The sequence below is a fragment of the Enterococcus sp. XAF26B05_ASV22 genome (assembly GCF_056727285.1).
In genome coordinates, this window is the sequence record NZ_CM161538.1 from 958,826 (window position 1) to 985,467 (window position 26,642).

The window sequence follows — 26,642 nt, forward strand, 5'->3', positions numbered from 1 at the left end:
TAAAAGCTGAATGAGCTATTTCTATAGTGTAGCCAATGTAGCGAAATAAGAGTAATCCTATTTGATTTTTTCTATTTCTACTTCTGAGATTAATTCATTGATTAAATCGATAGATGCTAAGTCATCTGAAAAAGCAGTAGCACTTCCGCAGGCAACCCCCCATTTAAATGCCTCAATCGGATCTTCTTTTTTAGCAAATATTCCTACAAAACCAGCAATCATTGAATCCCCTGCGCCAACAGAGTTTTTTAAGGGACGTTTTAGCACGTTTGAACGATAGATACCGTTTTTAGTGAATAACAAAGCACCATCACCAGCCATTGAAATGATCGCATGCTGTGCCCCGTCTTCTAATAAACGTTCACCAAAGGGTAAGATATCTTCCATAGTTTTAAATTTTACATCAAACAGTTCGGCTAATTCGTGGTTATTTGGCTTGATCAGCAAAGGATTTTGCGGTAGAGCATTTAATAAGTCTTTACCAGTGGTATCAATGACAAAATCAGCCCCTTTGTCTTTGATAATTTGAATTAGCTCTTCGTAAAAACCTTCTCGAAGTGTAGCCGGTGTACTTCCTGATAAAACGACAATGTCTCCAGCTGAAATCATACTTAAAGTTTGTTTTAAGTCTTGCATTTCTTCGTTGCTGATAGCTGGCCCCAAGCCGTTGATTTCAGTTTCGGATTCTGATTTTAATTTGATATTGATTCGAGTGTCTTCTTGAACTGTGGTAAATTTTGTCTGGATTTTTTCTTTTTTCAGCCAGTCGGAAATGAAATTACCTGTAAAGCCACCTAAGAATCCGAGTGCCGTTGATTCAGCTTGAATTCTTTTTAAGATTCTGGATACGTTGATGCCTTTGCCGCCAGGTAGTTTAAAATCATTGGTCATACGGTTTAGGTCACCTAGTTTAAGTCCGTTCACATGAACGATATAGTCGATGGAAGGATTTAAAGTTACTGTGTAAATCATTGTATTGCCTCCTTGATCGTTGTTTTTTTCTGAAATTGTTCAAATAATTCTGGTGAACAATGATTCGTGAGAATGATTACATCCTCAAGTTCGGTTACTTTTGTGAATGTTACTTTATTTAATTTTGTTTGATCGATCAGGACATATGCTTCTTCAGCTTGAGCAATAGCCAAACGTTTTAGAGCGGCTTCTTCAGGATCTGGTGTTGTTAAACCAAATTCAAGATGAGCACCATTCATGCCCATGAAAACTTTGTTGAAACGGAAATGACTAAGTCTGCTCCATGCCAGTTGCGCCTGTGATTGCTTTTGTTGAAAGTTTTAGCGATCCACCAAGAATAACGGTATTGATATTTAAATCACCAAGTTTTGCAGCATGATGGACTGAATTTGTAACAACTGTGATTGTTTTGCCCGATAAAAATGGCAACATCTCCAAAGTGGTCGATCCTGCATCCAGATAAATAACGTCACCATCATGAACAAATTGAGCGGCTAATGAAGCAATAATCTGTTTTTCTTGCGTGTTTTTGACTGTTTTTTCAGTCATATCTTGTTCAAAGCCTAAATTTAAAATACGTTTTGCACCACCATGAACGCGTTCTAATAATTCTGCATTTTCTAATTCCTGTAAATCACGACGTATAGTCGATTCAGAGGCATTTAATATAGTAGATAATTCTTGAGATTTGACGACAGATTGTTGATCTAAAAAACGTAAAATTGCTTGATGTCTTTCCTCTGTAAGCATTTTCACACCTCTTTTCATTGATTATAATAGCACACTTAATTTGTAGATGCAATCTAAAACGGTCAAAAACATTCATTTTCAAATAAAAACAATCAACCCAGGTGTTTCAAACTTAGAGTTCTATCATTTGACTAAGATGATTATTTTTTTGCCTAACGAGTTGAGGTAAGATTATAGAGATAAGTATGAGTATTTGCAGAATAGTGCAAGAATTTGAATGGTATTTTCCAACTGATGGCAAGCATTGGTAATATTTGACTGGAATAGTAAAAAATTGCATAAAATAAAAGGAAAGAAACGGATTTATTGATGGTCGGAGACTATTGGAATGGTGGGCTTGGAAAATGGATGCATTACATCGATAGCTTTGGGACATTGATTTCATTATTTTATGATTATTTGAATAGATAATTGTAGAGAAAAGAAGATAACTTTTTGAAATTAACCGTGACTTCTGTTACTAGAATACTTATAATTAGAGAGAGAGTTAAAGCGTTTTACTATATATAGTTTAAGTGCGAATAATAAGTGCACATGAAATCGCTAGGAGATCCGCACCAATTTCTTGGTAATAATGGAATGGAAAAGCGACTATTTCTCATTGAATTCACATTTTTTACTATGATTATGGTTGGAAAGTGACAGATATGTATATATTTCGTCCCTTTTCACGGTCTCACTCTTTATTGAGTGAGTGGATTGAAATAGCACTGGTCAACAGACGTTCATTAGAAACAGCGTCTCACTCTTTATTGAGTGAGTGGATTGAAATATTATCGTTTGTTTGCTAGTGCTAACTAGTCGAGCTAGTCTCACTCTTTATTGAGTGAGTGGATTGAAATTTTTCGATCGTAGACTGGAGTTAGTAAATTATTTTGTCTCACTCTTTATCGAGTGAGATTTTTTCTTCAATCATCTATTTACCAATCGTTAAAACAGAACGATTTATCTTTCCCGTTTATCAAAAGATACTCGTCAAATCAAAAAGAAATATTGTTCTACAAAATTCCATCATTATTAAAGAATTTTCTTCCTATTTTTGGTATAATGTATAAGATTGAAAAAAGAGAGAGGACGTTGATGATGGCACAAGAAAACGCCTTGATCCAAGGTATGAACCCGAGACAAAAAGAAGCCGTTCTACATACAGAAGGGCCTTTATTGGTTATGGCGGGAGCAGGCAGCGGAAAGACGAGAGTTCTAACACACCGTATTGCCTATTTAATTGAAGAAAAAGATGTGAATCCATGGAATATTTTAGCAATCACATTTACTAATAAAGCCGCAAAAGAAATGAGAGAACGGGTTGGGAAATTATTAGAAATCGGTGGAAACGATGTTTGGGTTTCGACGTTTCACTCGATGTGTGTACGAATTTTACGTCGCGATGTTGATCATATAGGTTATAATCGTAATTTTACGATCATCGATACGTCTGAACAAAGAACGTTGATGAAACGTATTTTAAACGAACTAAATATCGACATAAAGAAATACGATCCTCGCTCGATTCTGGGCACGATCAGTAATGCTAAAAATGAGTTGCAGACACCTGAAAAGGTTGAAGAATTGCAAGGCACACCGTATGAAGAAGTTGTTGCAAAATGCTATAAAATGTATCAAAAAGAATTAAGAAACAATCAGTGTATGGACTTTGATGATTTGATTATGAATACAATACGTTTGTTTAACGAACATCCAGATTCATTGAATTATTATCAAAATAAGTTTCATTATATCCATGTAGATGAGTATCAAGATACCAATCATGCTCAATACACCTTAGTCAATATGCTAGCGGAGCGCTTTAAAAATCTATGTGTTGTGGGAGATGCCGATCAAAGTATTTATGGCTGGCGTGGAGCAGATATGCAGAATATTTTGGATTTTGAAAAAGATTATCCAAATGCGTCTGTCATCCTGTTGGAACAAAATTATCGCTCAACTAAGAAAATTTTAGATGCAGCGAATAATGTGATCAAAAACAACCGTAATCGTCGTGATAAACAATTATGGACAGAAAATAATGACGGCGAAAAGATTGTTTATTATCGAGGCGACAATGAACGAGATGAAACACAATTTATCGTAGGCCAAATCCAAAAAGAAATGCGTGAAAACGAACGCATTTATGGAGATTTTGCTGTTTTATATCGTACGAATGCCCAATCACGGGTAATGGAAGAAATGTTACTAAAATCAAATATTCCATATACGATGGTCGGCGGACATAAATTCTACGATCGCAAAGAAATCAAAGACATTTTAGGCTACTTAAATATTATTTCTAACCCTATGGATTCACTTAGTTTTGAGCGTGTAGTGAATGAACCAAAACGTGGTATTGGCAAAAGCTCTGTTGAAAAATTAAGAAGCTTTTCTCAGATGCACGGCTGGTCGTTACTCGAAGCTTCTCAAAATGTGGATTTAGCAAATATTTCAGGAAAAGCAGGAAAAGAGTTAGGCAGCTTTGGCATGATGATTCAAGATTTGACACAAATGATTCCGTATTTAACTATCACTGAACTAGTGAAAGAAGTGCTCGATCGTAGTGGGTATCGTGAAGAATTAGTGAGACAAAATAATTTAGAATCTCAAGCACGTTTAGAAAACTTGGATGAATTTTTAACGGTTACCCAAGAATTTGATAAACGATATGAACGTCAAGGTGAAGAAGAAGCAGATGCTCCAGAAGAAAAACTAGCAGTATTTTTAAACGACTTGGCGTTAGTGTCTGATTTAGATAATTTAGAAGAGAGCACGTCTCAAGTGACCTTAATGACATTGCATGCAGCAAAAGGACTCGAGTTTCCAGTTGTTTTCTTGATTGGACTAGAAGAAGGTGTCTTCCCATTATCACGTGCGATGTTAGAAGAAAGCGAATTAGAAGAAGAACGCCGACTTGCATATGTGGGTATTACTCGAGCAGAAGAAACATTGTTTATCACCAATGCGTTTTCAAGAACCTTATATGGGAAAACACAATATAATCGTCCAAGTCGTTTCTTAGATGAAATCGATGAAGAACTATTAGATTTACAAGGATCGATTGCAGCACCAAAAACACCATCAAGAACGTTTGAACCCAAAGTATTTAAACCGGCCTATGCCCAGCCTACGAAACAACCTGTAACAGATAAAGTTGCCAGTGGTGGAGAATCAATGGCGTGGCAGGCAGGGGATAAAGTCAGACATAAAGCGTGGGGAACAGGCACAGTTGTTCGAGTTGGCGGTAGCGCGAAAGACTTAGAACTAGACGTCGCTTTTCCAGAAAAAGGGATTAAGCGCTTATTAGCAGCATTTGCTCCGATTGAAAAAATATAAAATGTGAAAGAGGCAAAAAGCGCCTTATTCATAATTTCCTGTTTTTCTGTCAAGGCTATATGAGCCTGTTATGCTTTTAAATTAGGAGGAGTTATTATGGCAGAAATACCGTTAACATTAGCCGAAGCGACAGAGAAAGCAAAAGAACTACGGATACAGTTAAATCAGTATTCCCATGAATATTACGTTGCTGATAAACCGACCGTAGAAGATTATGTTTATGACCGGCTTTATAAAGAATTATCAGACATAGAAACCGAATATCCAGATTTAATCACTTCTGATTCACCAACGCAACGTGTTGGCGGGAAGATTTTACAAGGATTTGAAAAAGTGACACATGAAGTGCAAATGTATAGCTTGAATGACGGTTTTAGTAAAGAAGATATTTACGATTTCGATGAACGTGTCCAAAAATTAGCTGGAAAGCCTGTCAGTTATTGTTGTGAGTTGAAAATCGATGGACTAGCTATTTCATTAAAATATGAGAATGGCAGATTCGTTCAAGGGGCAACCCGAGGTGATGGAACAGTTGGTGAAAATATCACTGAAAATCTAAAAACAGTGAAGTCGATTCCTTTAGAGTTAAAAAAACCAATATCAGTTGAAGTTCGCGGTGAATGTTACATGCCAAAACAATCATTCGTCAATTTGAATAAAGAGCGCGAAGAAGCTGGACAAGATGTCTTTGCAAATCCAAGAAATGCAGCAGCAGGTAGTTTGCGCCAACTAGATACAAGTATGGTTGCGAAAAGAAATCTAAGCACATTCTTATATACAGTGGCAGATTTTGGACCAATGACGGCACAAACTCAGTTTGATGCGTTAAATGAATTATCGGAAATTGGTTTTAGAACCAATCCTGAAAAGAAACTATGCCAAACAATTGATGAAGTTTGGGCGTATATAGAAGAATATCATGAAAAACGATCAGAATTACCATACGAAATTGATGGGATTGTAATCAAGACAGATGAATTCACGATTCAAGATGCATTAGGCTTTACTGTTAAGGCTCCGCGGTGGGCCATTGCGTATAAATTTCCACCTGAAGAAGCTCAAACAATCGTGGAAGAAATCGAATGGACGATTGGACGTACAGGCGTTGTAACGCCAACTGCTGTGATGCAGCCAGTTCGTGTAGCAGGTACAACAGTTAGTCGAGCAAGTTTGCATAATGCTGATTTCATTGCAATGAAAGATATTCGGTTGAATGATTCAGTAATTATTTATAAAGCTGGCGATATTATTCCAGAAGTCGCACATGTCTTGGCCGAAAAGCGGGATGAAAACAGCCAGCCGTATTTGATTCCAACCCATTGCCCAGTCTGTAATAGTGAATTAGTGCATCTGGATGAGGAAGTTGCTTTGCGTTGTATCAATCCAAAATGCCCAGCTCAAATCAAAGAAGGACTTAATCATTTTGTATCTAGAAATGCGATGAATATCGATGGTTTAGGCCCTCGTGTACTGGAACAAATGTATGATAAAGAGTTAGTCGCTGATGTAGCTGACCTTTACTTTTTAACCCAAGAGCAATTGATGACATTGGAAAAAATCAAAGAAAAATCTGCGAATAATATTTACAAAGCAATTGATGCAAGCCGGGATAACTCTGTTGAACGGTTGATTTTTGGATTAGGTATTCGCCATGTTGGTTCTAAAGCTGCAAAGGTTTTAGCTGAACATTTTGGAGATCTACGGTCGATCAGTAAAGCAACTAAAGATGAAGTCGTAGCACTAGATTCGATGGGTGAGACGATTGCGGATAGTTTAGTCACGTACTTTGAAAATGAAGAAGTCCATGAATTAATGGATGAACTGACAAAAGCTGGAGTGAATTTTGATTATAAAGGGATTCGCACCTCTCAGTTAGATGCTGTAGAATCACCATTCAAAGATAAAACAGTCGTTTTAACAGGAAAACTTACCCATTATAACAGAGAAGAAGCAAAAGAAAAAATCGAAAATCTAGGCGGCAAAGTAACCGGTAGTGTTTCAAAGAAAACGGACATTGTTGTTGCAGGTGAAGATGCGGGTAGCAAACTGACTAAAGCCCAAGACCTTGGTATCGAGGTATGGGACGAACAACAAATGGTGACTGCATTGGATAATAGTTATACAAAAGAAACAAACGAATAGCCTAAAAAGCATAATAAAATGGGTTTCAGCGCTATTTTTACATTTTCAGTCTATTTTCTTCAATCTCTTTCAAAAATTCTTAGAAATTTATGATAGAATAAGAAAAAAGCTGTTTTTAACGTGAACTATCGTGTAACAGTCATAAAAAATGAACTAGTGAACTCTTGATTGAGTTTTTCTAAAGGAAAGAAGGGTATCCATGGCAATCAGTGAAGAAAAAGCAAAACATGTAGCCAAATTGTCTAAACTGTCTTTTTCAAATGAGGAGTTAAAAGACTTTACTGATCAATTAGGCAAAATCATCGATATGGTGGAATTATTAGAAGAAGTAGATACAGAGGGGATTCCATTTACCTCTAATGTGGCACAATCAATCAATGTAATGAGAGAAGATGTAGCAACGCCAGGTATGGATCGCAGTGAATTGATGAAAAACGTACCAGAATCAGAAAATGGCTATATCAAAGTGCCAGCGATTATCGACAACGGGGAGGCTGGTGCATAATGGAAAAATTATATGATAAGTCACTAACAGAACTGCATGATTTACTCGTTTCAAAAGAAATCACTGCAACTGATTTGACTCAAGCGACATTGAGCCGTATCAACGAAACGGAAAAAGATGTGGATTCATTCATTACAATCAATGATGAAAAAGCACTTGAATTAGCAAAAGCAATCGATCTTAAAGGGATTACTGAATCAAATCCTTTAGCAGGTATTCCAATCGGGATCAAAGACAATATTGTAACGAAAGACATTTTAACAACTGCAGCATCAAAAATGCTTCATAACTTTAAGCCAATTTACGATGCAACTGCTATGGATAAAGTTTATCAAGCAGATATGATTCCAGTAGGAAAATTGAATATGGATGAATTCGCGATGGGTGGAAGTACTGAAACATCCTACTTTAAGAAAACAAAAAATGCGTGGGATCATACGAAAGTTCCTGGCGGATCATCTGGTGGATCAGCTGCGGCGGTTGCTACTGGTCAAGTTCCCGTTTCTTTAGGAACAGATACAGGTGGTAGTATTCGCCAACCTGCATCATTTAACGGAATCGTTGGAATGAAGCCAACCTATGGACGTGTGTCTCGTTTTGGGTTGATCGCATTTTCATCTAGTTTGGATCAAATTGGTCCTTTGACAAGAAATGTTAAAGATAATGCATTAGCCTTAAGCGCAATCAGCGGCTATGATGAAAAAGATGGGACTTCTGCTGGTGTTTCAGTTCCTGATTTCACTGCTGAATTAACAGGAGATATCAAAGGGATGAAAGTTGCTTTGCCAAAAGAATATCTTGGTGAGGGTGTCGATGCTGGCGTTCGTGAAGCAGTTCTTAAAGCAGCAGAAACATTTAAAGCTCTTGGTGCAACTGTAGAAGAAGTGAGCTTACCACATTCTAAATATGGGGTAGCTGTGTATTATATCATCGCTTCATCGGAAGCAAGCTCCAACTTACAACGTTTTGATGGGATTCGTTATGGCTACCGTTCTGAAAACGTAAAAAATCTTGAAGATGTTTATGTAAATTCACGTTCTGAAGGGTTTGGTATAGAAGTAAAACGCCGTATCATGCTTGGGACATTCTCATTAAGTGCTGGACATTATGATGCACACTTTAAAAAAGCGGGACAAGTTCGAACATTGATCAAACAAGACTTTGACAATGTCTTTGAAAAATATGATATCATCATTGGCCCAGCTTCACCGACAGTAGCCTTTGGATTAGGTGAAAATATCAATGATCCAATCACAATGTATATGAATGATTTACTAACGATTCCAGTTAACTTAGCTGGATTACCTGGTATGTCAATACCAGCAGGATTTTCAGAAGGCTTACCAGTTGGTTTACAAATCATTGGGAAAGCATTTGATGAAAGCACGATGTATAAAGCAGCGTATGCGTTTGAACAAGCAACTGATTTCCATACGAAAAAACCTGTGATCTTAGGGGGGAATGACTAATGAACTTTGAAACTGTCATCGGACTTGAGGTCCATGTAGAATTAAAAACAAACTCTAAAATCTTTTCGCCTGCACCAGCACACTTTGGAGCAGAACCAAACAGCAATACAAACGTGATCGACTGGGGTTACCCAGGCGTATTACCAGTTATGAATAAACAAGCACTTGAATTTGGTATGAAAGCAGCACTTGCCTTAAATTGTGAAATCTCTAAAGATACACATTTTGACCGTAAAAACTATTTTTACCCAGATAATCCCAAAGCGTACCAAATTTCTCAATTCGATCAACCAATTGGTCATGATGGCTGGATCGATATTGAAGTGGAAGGCAAAACAAAACGCATTCGTATCGAACGTGTGCATTTAGAAGAAGATGCTGGGAAAAATATTCACGGTGATGGAGGTTACTCATACGTTGATTTAAACCGTCAAGGAACACCTCTGATCGAAATCGTTTCAGAAGCGGATATGCGTTCACCAGAAGAAGCCTATGCTTATCTAGAGGCCATTCGTTCAATCATCCTATTTACTGGCGTTTCAGATGTAAAAATGGAAGAAGGTTCAATGCGTTGTGATGCCAACATTTCTTTACGTCCGTATGGTCAAGAAGAATTTGGAACAAAGGCAGAACTTAAAAATTTGAACTCAATGAGTTTTGTTAAAAAAGGTCTTGCCTTTGAAGAAAAACGTCAAGCGAAAGTGTTATTATCTGGTGGCGAAATCCAACAAGAAACACGCCGTTTCGATGAAACAACGAATAAAACATTATTGATGCGTGTTAAAGAAGGATCAAGTGACTACCGTTACTTCCCAGAGCCAGATGTTCCACGTTTTGCAATCGATGATGAGTGGATTGAGCGTGTTCGCCACAGCCTACCAGAAATGCCAGCTTCACGTCGTGCCCGCTATATCAAAGAATTAGGATTGCCGGAATACGATGCAATGGTTCTAACGTTAACAAAAGAAATGTCAGATTTCTTTGAAGCAGCATTAACTGAAGGTGCAGATGCAAAACAAGTGTCTAACTGGTTGATGGGTGAAGTTTCAGCTTATTTGAACAGTGAAAAAATCGAATTACCGGATACAAAATTAACACCTGCAAACTTAGCAGGCATGATTACGTTGATCGAAGATGGTACGATTAGCTCTAAAATCGCTAAAAAAGTGTTCAAAGAATTGATTGAAAATGGTGGCGATGCGAAAGAGGTTGTCGAAGCAAAAGGCTTAGTTCAATTATCTGATCCATCACAATTGTTACCAATCATCAATGAGGTTTTAGATAATAACCAACAATCTGTCGATGATTTCAAAAACGGAAAAGATCGTGCAGTGGGCTTTTTAGTCGGTCAAATCATGAAAGCAACGAAAGGCCAAGCTAATCCAGGTGTTGTGAACAAATTGTTACAAGAAGAATTGGCAAAACGCTAGAAAGCAGCAGATGATTATGAAAAAAGCAAGAGTCATTTATAATCCCACTTCAGGTAAAGAGCTAGTCAAAAAAAATCTAGCTGATATTCTTTCTATTGTGGAAGAATGCGGATATGAAGCAAGTGCTTTTGCCACAACTCCAGAAGAAAATTCCGCTAAGAACGAAGCTCGCCGAGTTGCAGAATTAGGTTTCGACCTAATTGTTGCGGCTGGCGGTGACGGAACGATCAATGAAGTCGTTAATGGTATTGCTCCTTTAGAAAAACGGCCGTCTATGGCAATCATTCCTGCTGGAACAACCAATGATTACGCAAGAGCTTTAAAAATTCCAAGAGATAATATTGTCAAAGCAGCAGAAGTTATCAAAAAAAATCAAACGGTCAAAATGGATATCGGCAAAGCAAAAGACAGTTATTTCATCAACATAGCGGCTGGTGGTCATTTAACTGAATTGACTTATGAAGTCCCGTCAGAACTTAAAAGTATTTTTGGTTATCTTGCTTATTTAGCGAAAGGTGCAGAAATGCTACCTCGAGTGAAACCAGTTAAAATGCTAATGGAGTATGACGAAGGTGTTTATGAAGGAAATGCTTCTATGTTTTTCTTGGGCTTGACTAACTCTGTTGGTGGCTTTGAAAAAATTGCACCAGACGCAAAACTTGATGATGGAAAATTTTCATTGATTATAGTGAAAACAGCCAATGTTTTTGAGATTTTGCATTTAGCTGCACTAATGTTAAACGGTGGTAAACATATCGAAGATAACCGACTGATATACACGAAAACGAGTCATTTACGTGCAGAGACGCTTGAACCGAACAGTAGAATGATGATCAACTTAGATGGCGAATATGGTGGTGATGCACCAATGGAATTCACAAATTTACATCAGCACATTGAAATGTTTGCGAATGCAGATGCGATTCCATCGAATGCAATCATGGGCTCCATCTTGGATGATTATGATGAAGAAGATGAGTATCTAGAAACGAGTAAAGAGTTCGTTAAAGAAGTCGAGCGTTTGACCGATGAAGATATCGATCATAATGGAAAAATTGGCTGATCATTAAAAGCACCAAAAAAAGTATCTAAGACAAGATTGTCTCGGATGCTTTTTTGGTGCAGCGACTCAGATAGAACAACAGCATAAAAATCAGCTTTGGCTGAGTAGACTTAAAATACAAAAATTGAAAGCATCATTGCAATTTCTTTATACTATATATAGATGTAAACTATTAGGAAACACAATATATTGTATAAAAATGTCTCATAATCAATAATTGGATAGAATTCAGATTGACTTGATCTTGAAACAGAGGTAAATTTAATAAGTCGTCATCTCATTAGAAAATGATAAATACTGGCAAATGAAAGGTTTGTTTGATTTGGGTTTAAATGTTATTATAAATGATTTTAAAGGCTGGCAAAGAAAAAACTATCTTTTTTTGTTCGCGATGATTGTTGTACAATTAGTAGCGTTCATTTTCAATCCTTCTAGTTGGATTACATTAGTAGCTGGGATATCAGGTATTGTTTGCGTCAATTTAATTGCTCAAGGCAAGGCTAGCAATTACCTATTTGGGTTTATAAGTGCATTGATCATAGGTTATTTTGGGTTTAAAACACGAGTCTATGCTGAGGTTTTACTTCAAAGCTTTTATGTAATTATGGATATTGCAGGCTTGTATACATGGTTAAAAGTCAGCGAAGATGGGTCAGGTAATGTCACAGAGGTAAAAACGTTGAAAGGAATTCAATGGTTATATGCGTGTGTCGTGTGGTTAGGAATTGGAATGGTTGCTTATTCAGTTTTAGGGTTTGTCAATGATGCACAACAAATGCTTGATGCTATCACTTTCAGCGTTTCCGCCACAGCGATGTTATTGATGATCAAAAGGTACCAGTCACAATTTATTTTTTGGTTGTTAGGTAATCTTTTTTCCATAGTATTATGGTTTAGAGCAGGAACCCATGCAGGGGGAGATTATGCCTTATTTGTCATGTACTGCATGTATACTGTCAATTCTATTTTTGGCATGGTTCATTGGTTGAAAATCAAAAAAACAATAATTAATTAGGTAGGGAGTTCGATGGCAGTGATCGTTTTAGCAGGTACAATTGGTGCAGGGAAATCAAGTTTAACAGAAATTATTTCAGAACATTTAGGATCAGAAGCTTTTTATGAATCCGTTGATGATAACGAAGTCTTACCGTTATTTTATGCTGATCCTAAAAAATATGCATTTTTATTACAAATTTATTTCCTAAATAAGCGATTTGATAGTATTAAACAAGCGCTCTCTCATGAAAATAATGTATTGGATCGTTCGATATATGAAGATTCTTTATTATTTCATTTAAACGCTGACTTAGGAAGAGCGAATGAGACTGAAGTAAAAGTGTATGATTCTTTATTAGAAAATATGCTGCAAGAATTACCTTATGCGGCTCATAAAAAACGTCCAGATTTATTGGTTCATATTAAAATATCTTTTCCGAAAATGTTGGAACGTATTCAACGCCGAGGACGTGCTTATGAGCAAGTAGAACAAGATCCTTCATTATATGACTATTATAAAGAATTGAATAGTCGTTACGAAAAATGGTTTGAAGAATACAACGAGAGCCCTAAAATCCAAATTGATGGAGATAAGTATGATTTTATCGAAAGTGAAGAAGCAAAAAAACAAGTGATTCAGTTTATTGAGAATAAACTAGCTGAAATCGATTAGATTCTAAGATTAAATTTTGCTACTTTTAGCTGTCGAAACAAACTCTCTATTGCTTTTCTAGCATTTTTTCATTAGAATGAGTGAAGCGCATAAAAGAAGGAGCGACTTATGAATAATTTTCCAGTGAACAAAAATGAAACAATCGAAGTTGATATTATTGATCTGACACATGAAGGAATGGGTGTTGCTAAAGTTGATGGCTACCCACTTTTTATAGAAAATGCCTTACCAGGTGAAAAAATCGAAATCAAAGTCTTGAAAGTCGGTAAAAGTTTTGGTTACGGTAAAGTCTTGACTATCTTAAAATCAAGCGAAGACCGTGTACCAGTCAAAGATGCTAACTTTACCAAAGTCGGTATCAGCCCATTACAACATTTAGCGTATGGTGCACAGTTGACATTCAAAACAGACCAAGTGAAAAACGTGATGCAACGTGTAGCAAAATTACCAGACGTTCCAGTTTTAGACGCTTTAGGCATGAACAATCCTTGGGGATATCGCAATAAAGCTCAAATTCCAGTGAGAAAAATCGAGGGTAAACTGCAAACAGGATTTTTCAGAAAAAATAGCCATGATCTTATTCCCTTAGAACATTTCTATATTCAAGATCCTAAAATTGACGAAGCTGTCATTAAAATCCGTGATATCATGAGACGTTACAGCATCAAACCTTACAACGAATCAGATAATACGGGTAACTTACGCCATATCGTTGTTCGTCGTGGCTATCACACTGGGGAAATGATGATTGTTTTAATTACTAGAACACCAAAATTATTCCCAACTAGTAAAATTATTCCGGATATTCTAGAAGCGTTGCCTGAAGTTGTTAGCATTGTGCAAAATGTCAATGCTAAAAAGACAAACGTGATTTTTGGGGATGAGACGATTCTATTACACGGTGAAGATAAAATGATCGATACGATTTTTGATTTGAAATTTGAAATTTCTTCTCGTTCATTCTATCAAGTAAATCCACAACAAACAGAAGTAATGTATAACAAAGTTAAAGAATACGCGGCGTTGACAGGTGAAGAAATTGTTGTAGATGCATATTGTGGGATCGGTACAATCGGTTTAACATTAGCAAAAGATGCAAAACACGTTTATGGTGTGGAAGTAATCGAAGAAGCGGCTAAAAATGCTGAAAGTAATGCAAAACTAAACAACATCACAAATGCAACATTTACAGCAGGGTTAGCTGAAGAAGCTTTACCGCGAATGATCGAAAATGATATCAAACCAGATGTTGTCATCGTTGATCCACCACGTAAAGGCTTAGAAGCAAGTTTGGTAGAAACCTTGATCGAAACAAAACCTAAACGTATCGTGTATGTAAGCTGTAATCCTGCAACATTAGCACGTGATCTTGCCCTACTTGTTGAAGGCGGCTTTGAAGTCAAAGAAGTGCAACCAGTGGATAACTTCCCGCAAACGACTCATATCGAGTCTGTTACTCTCTTGACAAGGGCGGTGCAATAATGGATACAAAGAAAAAAATGCTAGAATTGATTAAGAAGAAACAAAGTGGCGGTCGCTCGAAACAAATGGAGACGCCTAAAAATGATCGTAAAAACATGCGTAAAGGTCCGAAGATTTATAATAAATAAACAACACCCCATTGCTTTAAATTTAGGTTAAAGAGCATAGTCGAACGGATTGAAGTGAGCCCCCCTAAGTTAGAGTTTCTGATCTAACTATTGGGGCTTACTTCAGATTATTTCGTTTGGCTATGGTCTTTTTTGCTAGTGCAATTTTCTCAATTGTTTTATACTATCCAACGAACGACATAGAGGACACTAAGAAATTCTACAAAAGCTCAATTATATCTACCTATCAGAAAACGGGTCGCTATTATTTTCTAATCTGTTTTAGTGAACGCCTTAATTTGGTTTGGACTAAAGAAAGAGTATTCGGGAGAAGAGTTTGCTTCAGAAGCGAGTCTAGCAGTGATTCATTTTTAGTGCGCAAGGATGGATACATATACAGCGACACATGATATGTACAATAGTAGTGGTGGAAAAGTTATGTAAAAAATTAAATGGACTATCAATATTCTTACAAAGAACATTGGTAGCCCAAAGAGGTTAACGTAACCTTTAAAATGTAGCAACTAAATATTGAGGAGAATAAAGATAAAATTTATAGAGAATATTGAAATAAATACTCTGAAATTACTATAGAAGAAGTGATATAAATAAATCGTATAAAAAACAAACAACTGCTTATCCTATTGTTGATAAAATGGTTGGGATGGTAATCTACAGAAAAGGAATAGCATTTTGGATAAACAGTTATTTGAAATAGCAGACTCTGCAAACCTGCTATTTTTTAGAGAATTAGAATGTATCTTCCGCCAGATAGATTCTAATAAGTACTAGTGCACTAGAAATCATTCGTTGCTTTTCATTATTCAATCTTGTAGATCTAGGAAATTATTTGTTTGCATGTTTATTTTTAATTATTTTATACACATTTATACGGCAACCTTTAGAGTGAATAGAAAAGCATGGTGAACGATTGATTCTAGTAACACGAATTTGTAAACACTAAGGTAGTTCTTTGGAAAGAGTTAAGAAAAAAGGAGAACTTAGTGTTTACAATTTATAAAAAGAGCGAAAAAAACGGTATTGGCCACCAACCAATACCGCGCAAGAGTGCAATGAATAACCATCAACTATTCAAATTACTAAATTTTTGTAAAAAAACACTAGTATTTCTTACAAAAGTTAGGTAAAATGAATAAGTCAATGCGCATTGACTCAGGCAACTTGTATTGTCAGTTCTGGCTGACGATACAGGGCTCTTGTAAGAGGATTGCTGTCTTCTTACTAGAGTGCCTGTTTATTTTGTTTTTCGCTCTAATTATCTACTCAAAAAATACAAAACAAAAAAATGGTATTAGTCAGGAACCAATACCATGAAGCGTTCGCTAAATAACCATCGACTAAATACATTGAATGTGTAAAAAAGACTGGTAATCTTTTCTTACTTTTAGTACAATGATAATAGTCAATAAACTATTGACGGAGGCAACTTGTATTATTAGTTCTGGCTGATAATACAGGGCTCTGCGGGATGATTTGCTGTCCTCCTGCAGAGCGCCTTTTTTTATTTGATTTTGTAATATTATCTTAACTTAAAGGTAGGAGTTTAGTCAATGGGATTTTTAGAAATAGTAAAAAATAAATTGAGAGAGTAAAAAAAAGCCTTGAATCATAAGAATGAGTATTTTGTTACTAAAGAAATTCTTAATCTTTTGTTCGGTTAAAAAAATCCCATCTCTATTGAGGTGGGATCAATTCTTATTTTATCTTTGGGGAAGATAATTAAGTAACTCTCTATGTCTAAATCATAATAGATTTTACCTTATTTTACTACTTCAATAATTTCTTATCGATGAAACTTTTTTGAATAAGGTTCCATTAATTAAAAATTATTCTCTCCAAAATTTGGTATAATGTAGTTTTTCTTGCACATTGAAATCGATTAACTTTTGTAATAATGTATAGTCGATCGTTTGATCCCAAGTGATTTTGATAATATTGTCCGTGTGTTGATAGCCAGAATTTGCAATGTCCTCTTTGAATGCTGTAATAGTAGCTGTTTCAGGTGCAATTGAAAGGTGCTTTTTAGAAGCGCTATAGGAAATAATAAAAGTATCGTGGTCGGTAAACATAGGTTGGTTCCACTTTATTACGACTTTAAGTTGCGGAAATGTTTTTTCCGTCCAGCCAAATAACTCTTTTACTCGATCACGATGTGCTGGTTCACTAATGTTTGATAAAAATTCATTTATATCTTTCATTTTTATTTCCCTCTTTTCTTTTTAGTTATTCTTTTCTTTATTATAATATAGGTATGCCGTTGAAGAAAATGATTTATTAGATTGGAAGCTTTTATAAAGGTAAGGTACATTGCTTTATTACCAGGAGTCAATCTCGGCGGGAAAAATCGAGTAGTCATGGCAACCTTGAAAGAACACTTTGAGAACATGGATTTAAAGAATGAACGGTTACATGTATAGTGTTAGAGCAATTATGGTTAAACTAAAGTAAAAAATAGCTCGTTCGTTGTAGAGCAAAAAAACTAGAGTACTATTTGTAGATGGAAGAAAGTACACAATAGAAAGTTGAGAAAATAATGAAGTTAAAAAAAAGTATTAAAATCTTTTTAGGGATTTTAGGCATAATTATCGCAATCATTTTAGCTTATATTGGCTATGTTTATTTCAGTTATTCTAGAATCGCTGATGATGTACCTGTCGAAATTAATCAAAGGACAAAAGGAAAAAAAGTAGCAATTGATAAAGAATATAAAATCACAACCTTTAATATTGGCTATGGATCTTATACGCCTGATTACACGTTTTTTATGGATGGTGGCAAACAATCAAAAGCAGTGAGTAAAGAGAGTGTTATTGAAAATATCTCGGGCGTGATCGACACGACCAAAAAGAGACAGCCAGATTTTGCTTTGTTCCAAGAAGTTGATAAAAACGCCACTCGTAGTCGTGGTGTGGATGAAGTAGCGCAAATCAAGCAGCAATTTAACGATTATTCTAGTGTATTTGCCACGAATTATGATTCAGCATTTTTAATGTACCCGATTCTAGATCCAATTGGAAAATCGACATCTGGTATCCTAACCTTGAGTAATAATGATATTGAAACAAGCACCCGCTATAGTTTACCGATCGAAACGAATCTCAATAAATTTTTTGATTTAGATCGAGCCTTCACCGTATCAAAAATCCCAGCAAAGAACGGCAAATATCTAATGCTGTATAATGTTCATTTATCAGCGTATATCAAAGACCAAAAAATCCAAAAAGAACAAATGCATAAATTATTCGATCATATGGAAAATGAATACAAAAAAGGGAATTACGTTGTTGGTGGTGGAGACTTTAATCATGATCTACTCGATTCTTCAACTGAAACATTTAAAAATGACACAACAGAAGAATACACATGGTTACAACCTTTTCCAAAGCAAGAGCTACCGAAAGATTTACAAGTTGCAACGTTGAGTGAAATGAAAATTCCAATACCTTCAGTCCGCAATTTAGATAAACCTTATAAAAAAGGCGAGTCATTTGTAGCGTTAATCGATGGATTCATCGTTTCAGATAATGTTGAGAATGTTAGTGGAACAGTGATTGATGCTGAGTTTAACAATTCAGATCATAATCCAGTTGAAATGACGTTTAAGCTGAAACCATAGAAGTGGATGAGAAGGAATAATAAAAAAGATTCAGGTCGCAATCGAAAATGATTGGTATCTGAATCTTTTTTGTAGAACTAGGATATATTTATTAGCGTAAAAAGACTAGATAAAATAGAAGGAGGATGAAATTATGTGTTTAAAAGTAGTATTGATTACAATAAATGTTTACCTATTATAGTTTATTGCCAGAAAAAGCTTTGCATTAAAACGAATATTTAGTATTGTAAAGTCGTCTAATTCGTAATGAGAAAATAAACTAAAAGTTGGTATATAATCCTGAAACTAAAAAAATGTTAATTAGTTTGTCAGTCGTCATTTACTTAGTTCTTTTTTGTTCCAAGTTTAGCTTTGGCTGATTCAATTATTGTGATAGATGCTCTCATTGAGTTATTACCTGCTACTCAAGAATCCGATTACTTTTGAAAACCTCAAAGTCATAATATTGCAACAAAAATTGTTACTGGGACAATAATAGTATTGTTAAGATTCAGAATTTAGCAACGAATGTAGTGAGATCAAGTGCCATCAATTTTTTCAAAACATTATGCAAAGATATGTGCAAGTCTAAATCCTTTATTAAAATGAGCTAATATTGTATTCGATGCTGTAGATAGAGCTCTAGTATAGCCAGAGGGACAGCTTCTCAAATAGCACTAGCAATGAAAGTATTTATTGCATTCATCAAAGCATTCTCTATAAACTGGATTTCTGAGTTATACCTCATTTTCAAAAACACTATAAGGAAATGAACTGTGGACTTTCAAAATATAAAGAAGCAGGGCTGTGGGACAAACGTAAAAATCACTTCTGTTTCACACCCTAGATGCGATTAAACGCTTCTGTCCCAGACTTCTGCTTTTTATAGATTTAAACTTACGTTATAAGCTCTTGCTTAATTTATTATCCTTCCGTTTTTATAACGGTTTCTTTCCCATCATTCATGATCAAAGCAGTCTGTCGGGCAATTTTTAGCCCATCCGCTTCATAATCTTGGTCTGAGAAATTAGCAATGACAGACAAGTTTTCGCCAAACTCCGTTTTTTGAATCAAGCGATCCTCTGTCAGTACCTTGAAATCAGTCATTTCGTGTTGTAGAGCAGCTTTTTGGAAAGGACTCCAAATTTTAGCGTTTTCTGAAATATCTTGTTTCTGTTCATCCCAAGTAGCTTTATCGATATGCATCATTGGTGGTGTATTATATAGATATTCTTTCATACGACGCTCGCCAACTTGATCTTTGATTTTATAGCTGTCCCATTCCCATTGATGAGAAGTGATTACAGAACGGTTGTAAACAAGCTTATAAAGTGGCAGAGAGAAAGCTGGATCTGTATAGATTGCTTTGTATTCTTCTTTGATGGGGACAACTTTTTTGTATTTTGTTGGAATACCGCCATCTAATGAAGCATAGCTTCCTACGTAGTATTCACTTTCTTTGTTTTCACGCATATCAGGATCAGACCACATAATGACAGGTGTTTCGATTCCGTGAGCGAAAACCATATCTTTTGAAGCAAAGTCATTTCCACCCTCAGAACCGACAACAAGACCCTTTTGATTAAAGTAATTCAGTCGTTTCAAACGTCCAGCGACATCTTCACTTTGTGTTGTTAAGTGATCAGGGGTATAGTCGTTATAAATTTCTCCAGCGGCATCCGTATCTAAAAACCAAGAATTAAATGGAATGTTCTCTTTCATAATGCCAGTAAATCGTTCTTCAACATCAGGTAAAATCAGCGTTGGATTTAATTTACGGCCTTTGCCTAAGAAACCAGCAACTTTTTCACCATTTTTCTTCGTAACTGTTGCGTTTTCATATAGTGTGTTGTTAGGGAAAGAAGCCGTGTTCCAATCGATGCTAGCATTCTCTTGAATCGATTGATAAGAATCATAAGGCCCGATCAGGTAGTCTTGTTTAACAGCTGTTTTGACCATCTCAGGATTCATTAAGCCGTTTGCCCAATTTGGCAGACCAACCCAAGCATTTTCAATGCCAGATGCTTTCATTTCTTTAAACACATCAGATGACGTTGCTTGTCCCCAGTGTTCAAGTGGTGGAGTTACATTATCAAGTACACCAGCTAATAGATGTTTATTTAAGTCGTAACGTTCTTGTTCGCTTAGTTTATCAATCCCTTTGTTAAGCAGTTTTTGCGCTTGTGCATCGGGATTTTTGAAAATGTCTTTATTGTAAAATTGTGGATAAAGTAGGACATAATTGATCGATGTTAAGAAGGTGTTTTTTTCATATTTATAGCCTTCATCATTTTTAAATGCCGCTAGTGCTTTTAGATACTCCTCAGAACCATCTTCGCCATATTGGGCTAATAATTCACCGATCCATTGGAAAATAGGTTCATCAACTACTTGAGGTAATTTGCTCCAGGTAATATCTTCTGTGTTTAAAATTCGACTGTTCCAGTAATAAACTTGGATAGCACCACGCATTTTTTTTATTTCAGGAATATCTTTTTCTTTTTCATCTAAGGTTCTAAATTCACCTAAATCAATTCTATCCATTTGGTAGGTTTTGGCGATAGCGACAGGATCGTTATCGGTAACATAAAGTCGGTAATTCATAGTTTTATTTTTGTCGAAGCCAATAAAATTATGACTGGCTTCCAACGTAAGATGAGGCTCGGTTTTCGTTAAAAGATCACTATTAAAAGTATTGTCCATGACAAATGTTGTAGCGAATGTTTCTTGGTTGGTTGTGAAAAAACTCATTGAAAAAGCTTCACTCATCGATAATTCTTCATTTTGTTTAAAGTAAGCAAGCCACTCGTTTTGATTGTTAGGAATCGTTTTTCCTTCAGCAATTGGCAATACATAATTTTTTGCATCTAGTTTAGGCCATGTAAAAGAGATATCTTCATCAGACAAGCTAGTAAGAGCAACAGCAAGATGGTTTTTCTCTTTTTTTATTTTGACCTTTATTTGTTCATTAGGATATGTCCAGCTGATTTCTTCTTTGCTCTTTTTTAAATCCATGACTTTTTTTGCTTTTTGGGGTTTGGAGACTTCTGCTTTTTCACCGTTCTCGGTAATTGAGACAGTAAATGTTTTTGGATCGACCTCAAAAGAGAAATCAGTTTTGGCATAGGTTTTGTTTTGTTCGATTTCAGCGTGGGTGAACAATTCCTCTGATTTGCTAGTCGCATTAGTCTTGTTAAAATGACAAGCTGATAGAGATAGAGTGATTGCCGCTAGGCTTAGATAGATAGTAATTTTTTTCATAGTTTCCTCCTCCAATAGAGTAAAATGGTTTGCTTCACTGCATTTGGTACTTTTTGATATCATTTTTAGTTATTTGCTGTGTTTTGAAAGTGGTTCAAATAGTCTCAAAAAAAAGAAGAAAAATAATTTTTATTCCAAATTTTTTAAAGAAATACCCTTACGAAACGTAATAACATACAGTAAGTTTAACAACACAATGTTACAGAAAAATGCCAATTTCAAACATAAAAAAACAAGCGCAAAATGTTACGCCTGTTCTCCAACTTTATAAAAATGTAAAACAAAGATCAGTGTCTTATGAACCAATCTTGCTTCGACTGTAAAGCCATGCTCATTCATGATTGACTGAACAATCGACAAACCAAGTCCTGTTCCAGAAAGGTTTTTATTTCGTGATTTTTCATGGACATAAAAAGCTTCCCATAGCTTAGATACATCGAAATCAGAAGGTAAGGAGGTTTGATTACTGATTGTAAATTCGATAGAGTTTTCTGTTTCGCGCCAACTGACTTGAATTTCTTTGTCGGTGGTGTACTTAATACTGTTGGTCAATACATTATCAAAAACTCTTTTGAGCAAAATGGGGTCTGCGTCAATCAAAGAAAGTGGAAGGTCTGTGTCTGCTTCCAGCAACAACAGATCTTCATTTTCCATTGTCGGTCGAAGCTCGGTTACAGTTTGGTGCCAAATGTCTGATAATTGTAGCGGCACCTTATGGATAGGCTGTTGTTGTTCTAACTTTGCATAGTCTAACATCTGATCTACGATATCATTCAATCGTTGCGTTTGCTGTAAAATAACAGTTAAGTAAGTTCCGTCATCTAAATCATCTTCAATGCCTGAACCATAAGCTTTGATCAGGGCAATCGGTGTTTTTAATTCGTGGGTCAAATCTGCTGTAAATTGTTTTAACTGCTCATTTTTAGCCAGTAAGTTCTTTTGATACGTTGCCAAAGCATAGCTCATTTTATTGATACTAAGGGCAAGCTCGCCAATCTCATTTGCGGGAATATCATCGGTCGTCACAAATGTCAGAGTCGTGATTTCTTCTGCTACTTTTTTTAAATTTACCAAAGGATCAGTTATCTTTCGAATAGAGAGGTAAATCAATACAATGATCAACAACAATGTGATGCTCAAAGAAACAAAATTAAACGAATTAATCAAGCTGGCTGTTTCAGAAAAATTTACTGTAGAGACACCAACCAAGTAAAAAGTATCGTTAATCACTCGCATTTCAACTAAGAAACTAGATTTTTGTTTGCCTTGGTCAAAATTTCGCTGCACAGAATGAGACGTTTTTTGCAATTGGTCTAACGTTTCTTGTGTGATCCAAAAACGGTTTAATGCGACTTTCTTTCGATTTAACGCCAAATTCAAGGCTTCGTTAAAGTCATCAAGTGACGTACCTTCTAAGGGCTGTGTGATGATCGTGACTTGATTATTTTCTTCTAATTCAGCTAGTTGTTGTTCTGATTTAACGTTTTGCTGGATATCAGTCATAACAGAAGCAATTTTATGTTCCATTTTTGAAAAATAGTAATGAGGAACGATCAAACTATTTAAAACAAACATCACAATAAAACTACCAATGATGATCAATGAAAATGTCAGAGTAAGTGTGGTACTGATTTTTCTAGTTTTCTTTTTCAATGAGATAGCCCACTCCTCTTTTAGTGGTGATGATCTCATCGCCGATTTTTTCTCGTAGTCTTCTAATATGAGTATCAACGGTACGAGCGACGCCATCGTAATCCATTCCCCAAACACCAACTAGAAGTTGTTCCCTTGTCAAAATACGTCCACGATTTTTAGCGAGCATCATTAACAAATCAAACTCTTTTTTGGTTAAATCTAATATGTGCTCATTTTTCCAGACGGTTAAATTAGCTGGATCGATCAGTAACTCTTTTATATAAAAAGAATGTGTCAGACCAAGCAATTTTTTTACGCGTAATAATAGTACTTTAGGATGAAACGGTTTAGTGATGTAGTCATCGGCGCCATTGGATAATGAAAGAAATTCATCTTCGCCAGTTGATTTAGCGGTTAGCATCAAAACTTTTAGTGTACTTTCTGTTTTGATGGTTTTAATGACCTCGAGTCCGTCAAGTTTAGGCATCATCCAATCAATAATAGCCAAATCTAATTTTTCTTGATAAAAAATCTTTAAAGCGGCTTCACCATCCAATGCCCTATGAACTGTGAATCCGTCTTTTTTTAAATAGGCACTGACGATTTGTACCATTTCCGGACTATCATCCGCAACTAAAATTTGCATACATAAAGACTCCTTTTAACAATCTATTCGTTTGATTTAGGACGAAAGTACAAGTGGAACAGCTGACCAATGTAAAACATATCCAGGTTTAAATAAAATCGCTTTTAACCTGTATTGCTTACTTATCATATTTATAGAGTTTAAATTCATCGATTAATTGAATCAATTTTTCAGCATAATCTGGGTCGGTTGCGTATCCACCATTTTGCAAAGCAACGGCTGCTTCTCGATAATTGTTACTTGTTTTAATACCGTCATAGGTACCACCTTTTAAAAATTCCATATGATCGACCATGGATTCTTGGACTGTTGTATATTTTTTAAAGGAATCATCGATTGTGATTCTTTCTCCATCAATAAACTCATCTGTAGGCATAATACTAGATTGATCGTTAAAAGAGCCTTTGATTCCAAACAGATTATTGGCTTCAACTGCTAATGCACTGCGGCCCCAATCAGATTCTAAAATTGCTTGGGCGATAGTGATACTGGCAAATAAATGTGTTTTCTTTTGTAAAATTTTCGCTTCAGATGCTATTTCATCAATAAAAATCTGCTGATAAGCAGTCGCTTCATCTTGTATTGGTTGTTCTTCTTTATTAAAAATAAGGAAAAGACTAGCAAATGAAAGAAGTAGAATCAATGTTAAGGGTAAAATAGTTTGTTTTTTTCGAATTCCTTGATTCATGTAATAACCTCTTTTCTTGTTTCTTTAAGTAACTGTATACAGTATAGAGGTTCAATGTTACAAAAATATGCCAAATAAGTTAATATTTGTTTGGCTTTCTTAAGAAATAATTCAGATTGATTAAGAAATAAGGCATAGAATCGTTCTTTAATTATAAAAAATAATAAAAAAAGGTCTTTACAACTCTCAAAGATTCATTTATGATAATCATTAAATATACCCTTATGGGTATTTAAAGAGGAGCGTATGTTTCATTTTTTAATAAGAATTCAATTAACACAAGAGAATTTCAACAAAAATTAACAAAAGGAACTGAATTGATTGATGTCCGAGAAAAGGCAGAATTTACATTAGGACACATACCTGGCGCAAAAAATATACCCCTAAGTAAACTGAGCTCTTATACAAAAAGAGCTCATGGCCCAGTCCATGTGATTTGCCAGTCGGGTATGAGAAGTCGGCAAGCAGTAAAGCGATTAAAAAATAACGGAATCGGTGCACTCAATGTTAGAGGCGGAATGAATTCTTGGCGTGGAGAAACTCGAGGAGGGAAATTATAATAAGGATCGTAATTATTGGTGGTATAGTTGGTGGAATGTCTCCTGCAACACGATTAAGAAGAGTGTCTGAAGCGTATGAAATCATAGTATAATTTATCCTCAGGAGGTTATTCAATAATGTATAAAACAATGATGATCGATGAATTTGAACAACTAGAAAAAAGAAATGAATTAGCAATCATAGATGTACGTGAAGACGATGAATATGTTTCTGGACATATCAAAGGAGCAAAAAGTCTGCCTTTAAGTAGGCTACAGGAAACAGCCGAATCACTGGATAAAAATCAATCATATTATATTATCTGTCATGCAGGAGGTCGTTCACAAATGGCGAGTGAATATTTCGCTTCATTAGGATATGATGTTACGAATGTGATGGGTGGTATGTCTGTATGGAGAGGAGAAATTGTTGATGGCTTGTGACCCTAAACTAGCGAATCGCTTAAAACGTTCGGAAGGGCAAATTCGTGGAATTTTAAAAATGATGGATGAAGGAAAAGACTGCCGAGAAGTTGTAACACAGCTGATGGCTGTTCGCTCCAGTATTGATAAAGTGATTGGCTTGGTTGTAACTGAAAATCTCAAACACTGTTTGGAAGATGAACGTATCGATCTAACTAGTGAAGATATGGCAAAAGCATTGGAAATGATCGTCAAAACAAGATGAAAGAAAAAGCCGGAAATCAGAATCACACTGATTTTCGCCTTTTTTAGTTTAGAGTGATAGGCACTTTCTTTTTTAATAGCCAACCCGTTTTTTCCAGCTCACTTAAAGAAACAGAAACTCTGGATTGCGATGTACGACAGAACTTTGATAATACTTCTTGCGTGATAAATTTTGGTAATTCTAAATGTTCAGCTTCAGTGATAAGACCAATGTGGTCACTTAAATACCTCAACGCGTTTTTTATTCGCTCTGTAGTTGGCAAATAGAGAAAATGAAAGTAGCCGTAATGGCGTTGAAAAATATCAGCAAAGTTAGTTAAAAGTAACGCATAATACTCTGGTTGTTCATTTAATACATTTAAAAGCTTTTCTTTAGATAAACAGAAAATCGTAGCTTGCTCACTCATAACACGAATACTATGGTCCTTTTTTTTAAAGGTAGAAAAGCTATCTAAGCCAAAAAAATCATTTTGAAAAACAAACGAAGAAATGTAGCATTTACCATCGTTAAGAATTTCGACACTGAGAACGCCATCTAGAACATAATAGATCGTTTCAGTTTTTTCATATTCGTCAATGACTAGGCTATCTTTTTCATATGTTTTCTCAGTCCAGATATTATGAGACGTTGTTTTTAAATAAGCAATCAAAGCTAAA

Annotated in this window: 22 protein-coding genes and 1 pseudogene; 15 read left to right on the forward strand and 8 right to left on the reverse strand. The window is 35.6% G+C overall.

Going from position 1 to position 26,642, the window contains the following annotated elements; genetic code table 11:
* Positions 1-57: 57 nt before the first annotated feature.
* Positions 58-972 carry a 1-phosphofructokinase gene (gene pfkB, locus AC1PU0_RS04770; protein ID WP_206848316.1) on the reverse strand — a complete coding sequence of 305 codons (915 nt, stop codon included), beginning with the start codon at positions 970-972 and terminating at the stop codon, positions 58-60.
* Positions 969-1,722: pseudogene (locus AC1PU0_RS04775) on the reverse strand (DeoR/GlpR family DNA-binding transcription regulator). The gene pfkB and the pseudogene AC1PU0_RS04775 overlap by 4 nt, the downstream one beginning before the upstream one ends.
* 1,083 nt (positions 1,723-2,805) lie before the next feature.
* On the opposite strand from AC1PU0_RS04775, the gene pcrA reads away from it, so the two are divergent.
* The 10 genes from pcrA to AC1PU0_RS04825 all read left to right on the forward strand — a co-directional run bounded on the left by pcrA (position 2,806) and on the right by AC1PU0_RS04825 (position 14,934).
* A complete protein-coding gene (pcrA, locus tag AC1PU0_RS04780; protein WP_206848371.1) occupies positions 2,806-5,046 on the forward strand; it encodes a DNA helicase PcrA in 2,241 nt (746 codons plus the stop codon).
* A 96-nt stretch (positions 5,047-5,142) separates the two neighbouring features.
* Positions 5,143-7,188, forward strand: coding sequence for an NAD-dependent DNA ligase LigA (gene ligA / locus AC1PU0_RS04785; protein ID WP_206848317.1), 2,046 nt, complete (start codon positions 5,143-5,145; stop codon positions 7,186-7,188).
* Between the two features lie 199 nt (positions 7,189-7,387).
* Entirely contained in the window at positions 7,388-7,693 is a 306-nt protein-coding gene (gene gatC, locus AC1PU0_RS04790) for an Asp-tRNA(Asn)/Glu-tRNA(Gln) amidotransferase subunit GatC (protein ID WP_206848318.1), read from the forward strand.
* A complete protein-coding gene (gene gatA / locus AC1PU0_RS04795) occupies positions 7,693-9,162 on the forward strand; it encodes an Asp-tRNA(Asn)/Glu-tRNA(Gln) amidotransferase subunit GatA (protein ID WP_206848319.1) in 1,470 nt (489 codons plus the stop codon). The genes gatC and gatA overlap by 1 nt, the downstream gene beginning before the upstream one ends.
* Positions 9,162-10,592, forward strand: a complete 1,431-nt coding sequence (gene gatB / locus AC1PU0_RS04800) for an Asp-tRNA(Asn)/Glu-tRNA(Gln) amidotransferase subunit GatB (protein ID WP_111248802.1) — start codon at positions 9,162-9,164, stop codon at positions 10,590-10,592. Before gatA ends, gatB begins: the two co-directional genes overlap by 1 nt.
* A 16-nt stretch (positions 10,593-10,608) precedes the next feature.
* Positions 10,609-11,655, forward strand: coding sequence for a diacylglycerol kinase (locus AC1PU0_RS04805; protein WP_206848320.1), 1,047 nt, complete (start codon positions 10,609-10,611; stop codon positions 11,653-11,655).
* A gap of 304 nt (positions 11,656-11,959) precedes the next feature.
* Entirely contained in the window at positions 11,960-12,670 is a 711-nt protein-coding gene (gene pnuC / locus AC1PU0_RS04810; protein WP_422851641.1) for a nicotinamide riboside transporter PnuC, read from the forward strand.
* Between the two features lie 12 nt (positions 12,671-12,682).
* Complete coding sequence (locus AC1PU0_RS04815) at positions 12,683-13,324, forward strand: deoxynucleoside kinase (protein WP_206848321.1); 642 nt, start codon at positions 12,683-12,685, stop codon at positions 13,322-13,324.
* 108 nt (positions 13,325-13,432) lie between these two features.
* On the forward strand, positions 13,433-14,806 hold the full coding sequence (gene rlmD, locus AC1PU0_RS04820) for a 23S rRNA (uracil(1939)-C(5))-methyltransferase RlmD (RefSeq protein ID WP_069655479.1): 1,374 nt from the start codon (positions 13,433-13,435) through the stop codon (positions 14,804-14,806).
* Positions 14,806-14,934: a hypothetical protein gene (locus tag AC1PU0_RS04825; protein WP_010765698.1), complete on the forward strand. Its 129-nt coding sequence runs from the start codon at positions 14,806-14,808 to the stop codon at positions 14,932-14,934. Before rlmD ends, AC1PU0_RS04825 begins: the two co-directional genes overlap by 1 nt.
* Positions 14,935-16,760: 1,826 nt before the next feature.
* Here the strand turns inward: AC1PU0_RS04825 and AC1PU0_RS04830 are convergent.
* Positions 16,761-17,132 carry an iron chaperone gene (locus AC1PU0_RS04830; RefSeq protein ID WP_111248800.1) on the reverse strand — a complete coding sequence of 124 codons (372 nt, stop codon included), beginning with the start codon at positions 17,130-17,132 and terminating at the stop codon, positions 16,761-16,763.
* An 81-nt stretch (positions 17,133-17,213) separates the two neighbouring features.
* Here AC1PU0_RS04830 and AC1PU0_RS04835 point away from each other — a divergent pair, with 81 nt between their 5' ends.
* Together AC1PU0_RS04835 and AC1PU0_RS04840 are read left to right on the forward strand one after the other, a co-directional pair.
* The gene (locus AC1PU0_RS04835; RefSeq protein WP_242596480.1) at positions 17,214-17,351 is read left to right on the forward strand and encodes a DUF1697 domain-containing protein; all 138 of its coding nucleotides are present in this window, start codon (positions 17,214-17,216) and stop codon (positions 17,349-17,351) included.
* 116 nt (positions 17,352-17,467) lie between these two features.
* A complete protein-coding gene (locus AC1PU0_RS04840) occupies positions 17,468-18,550 on the forward strand; it encodes an endonuclease/exonuclease/phosphatase family protein (protein WP_206848322.1) in 1,083 nt (360 codons plus the stop codon).
* Between the two features lie 903 nt (positions 18,551-19,453).
* On the opposite strand, the gene AC1PU0_RS04845 is transcribed toward AC1PU0_RS04840, so the two are convergent.
* From AC1PU0_RS04845 to AC1PU0_RS04860, 4 genes are all read right to left on the reverse strand, one after another.
* Complete coding sequence (locus tag AC1PU0_RS04845) at positions 19,454-21,790, reverse strand: glycoside hydrolase (RefSeq protein ID WP_206848323.1); 2,337 nt, start codon at positions 21,788-21,790, stop codon at positions 19,454-19,456.
* 246 nt (positions 21,791-22,036) lie between these two features.
* On the reverse strand, positions 22,037-23,443 hold the full coding sequence (locus AC1PU0_RS04850; RefSeq protein WP_206848324.1) for a sensor histidine kinase: 1,407 nt from the start codon (positions 23,441-23,443) through the stop codon (positions 22,037-22,039).
* The gene (locus tag AC1PU0_RS04855; protein ID WP_206848326.1) at positions 23,427-24,071 is read right to left on the reverse strand and encodes a response regulator transcription factor; all 645 of its coding nucleotides are present in this window, start codon (positions 24,069-24,071) and stop codon (positions 23,427-23,429) included. Before AC1PU0_RS04855 ends, AC1PU0_RS04850 begins: the two co-directional genes overlap by 17 nt.
* 118 nt (positions 24,072-24,189) lie before the next feature.
* Positions 24,190-24,759, reverse strand: coding sequence for a glycoside hydrolase family 73 protein (locus AC1PU0_RS04860; RefSeq protein ID WP_069655473.1), 570 nt, complete (start codon positions 24,757-24,759; stop codon positions 24,190-24,192).
* 272 nt (positions 24,760-25,031) lie between these two features.
* Here AC1PU0_RS04860 and AC1PU0_RS04865 point away from each other — a divergent pair, with 272 nt between their 5' ends.
* The 3 genes from AC1PU0_RS04865 to AC1PU0_RS04875 all read left to right on the forward strand — a co-directional run bounded on the left by AC1PU0_RS04865 (position 25,032) and on the right by AC1PU0_RS04875 (position 25,986).
* Complete coding sequence (locus tag AC1PU0_RS04865; protein WP_111248794.1) at positions 25,032-25,319, forward strand: rhodanese-like domain-containing protein; 288 nt, start codon at positions 25,032-25,034, stop codon at positions 25,317-25,319.
* Positions 25,320-25,436: 117 nt separating this feature from the next.
* Positions 25,437-25,742, forward strand: coding sequence for a rhodanese-like domain-containing protein (locus tag AC1PU0_RS04870; RefSeq protein WP_069655471.1), 306 nt, complete (start codon positions 25,437-25,439; stop codon positions 25,740-25,742).
* The gene (locus AC1PU0_RS04875; protein ID WP_069655470.1) at positions 25,732-25,986 is read left to right on the forward strand and encodes a metal-sensitive transcriptional regulator; all 255 of its coding nucleotides are present in this window, start codon (positions 25,732-25,734) and stop codon (positions 25,984-25,986) included. Before AC1PU0_RS04870 ends, AC1PU0_RS04875 begins: the two co-directional genes overlap by 11 nt.
* A 43-nt stretch (positions 25,987-26,029) precedes the next feature.
* Here the strand turns inward: AC1PU0_RS04875 and AC1PU0_RS04880 are convergent, their stop codons facing one another.
* Positions 26,030-26,635 (reverse strand): Crp/Fnr family transcriptional regulator, encoded by a 606-nt coding sequence (locus AC1PU0_RS04880; RefSeq protein WP_206848328.1) that lies wholly within the window; start codon positions 26,633-26,635, stop codon positions 26,030-26,032.
* Positions 26,636-26,642 lie beyond the last annotated feature (7 nt).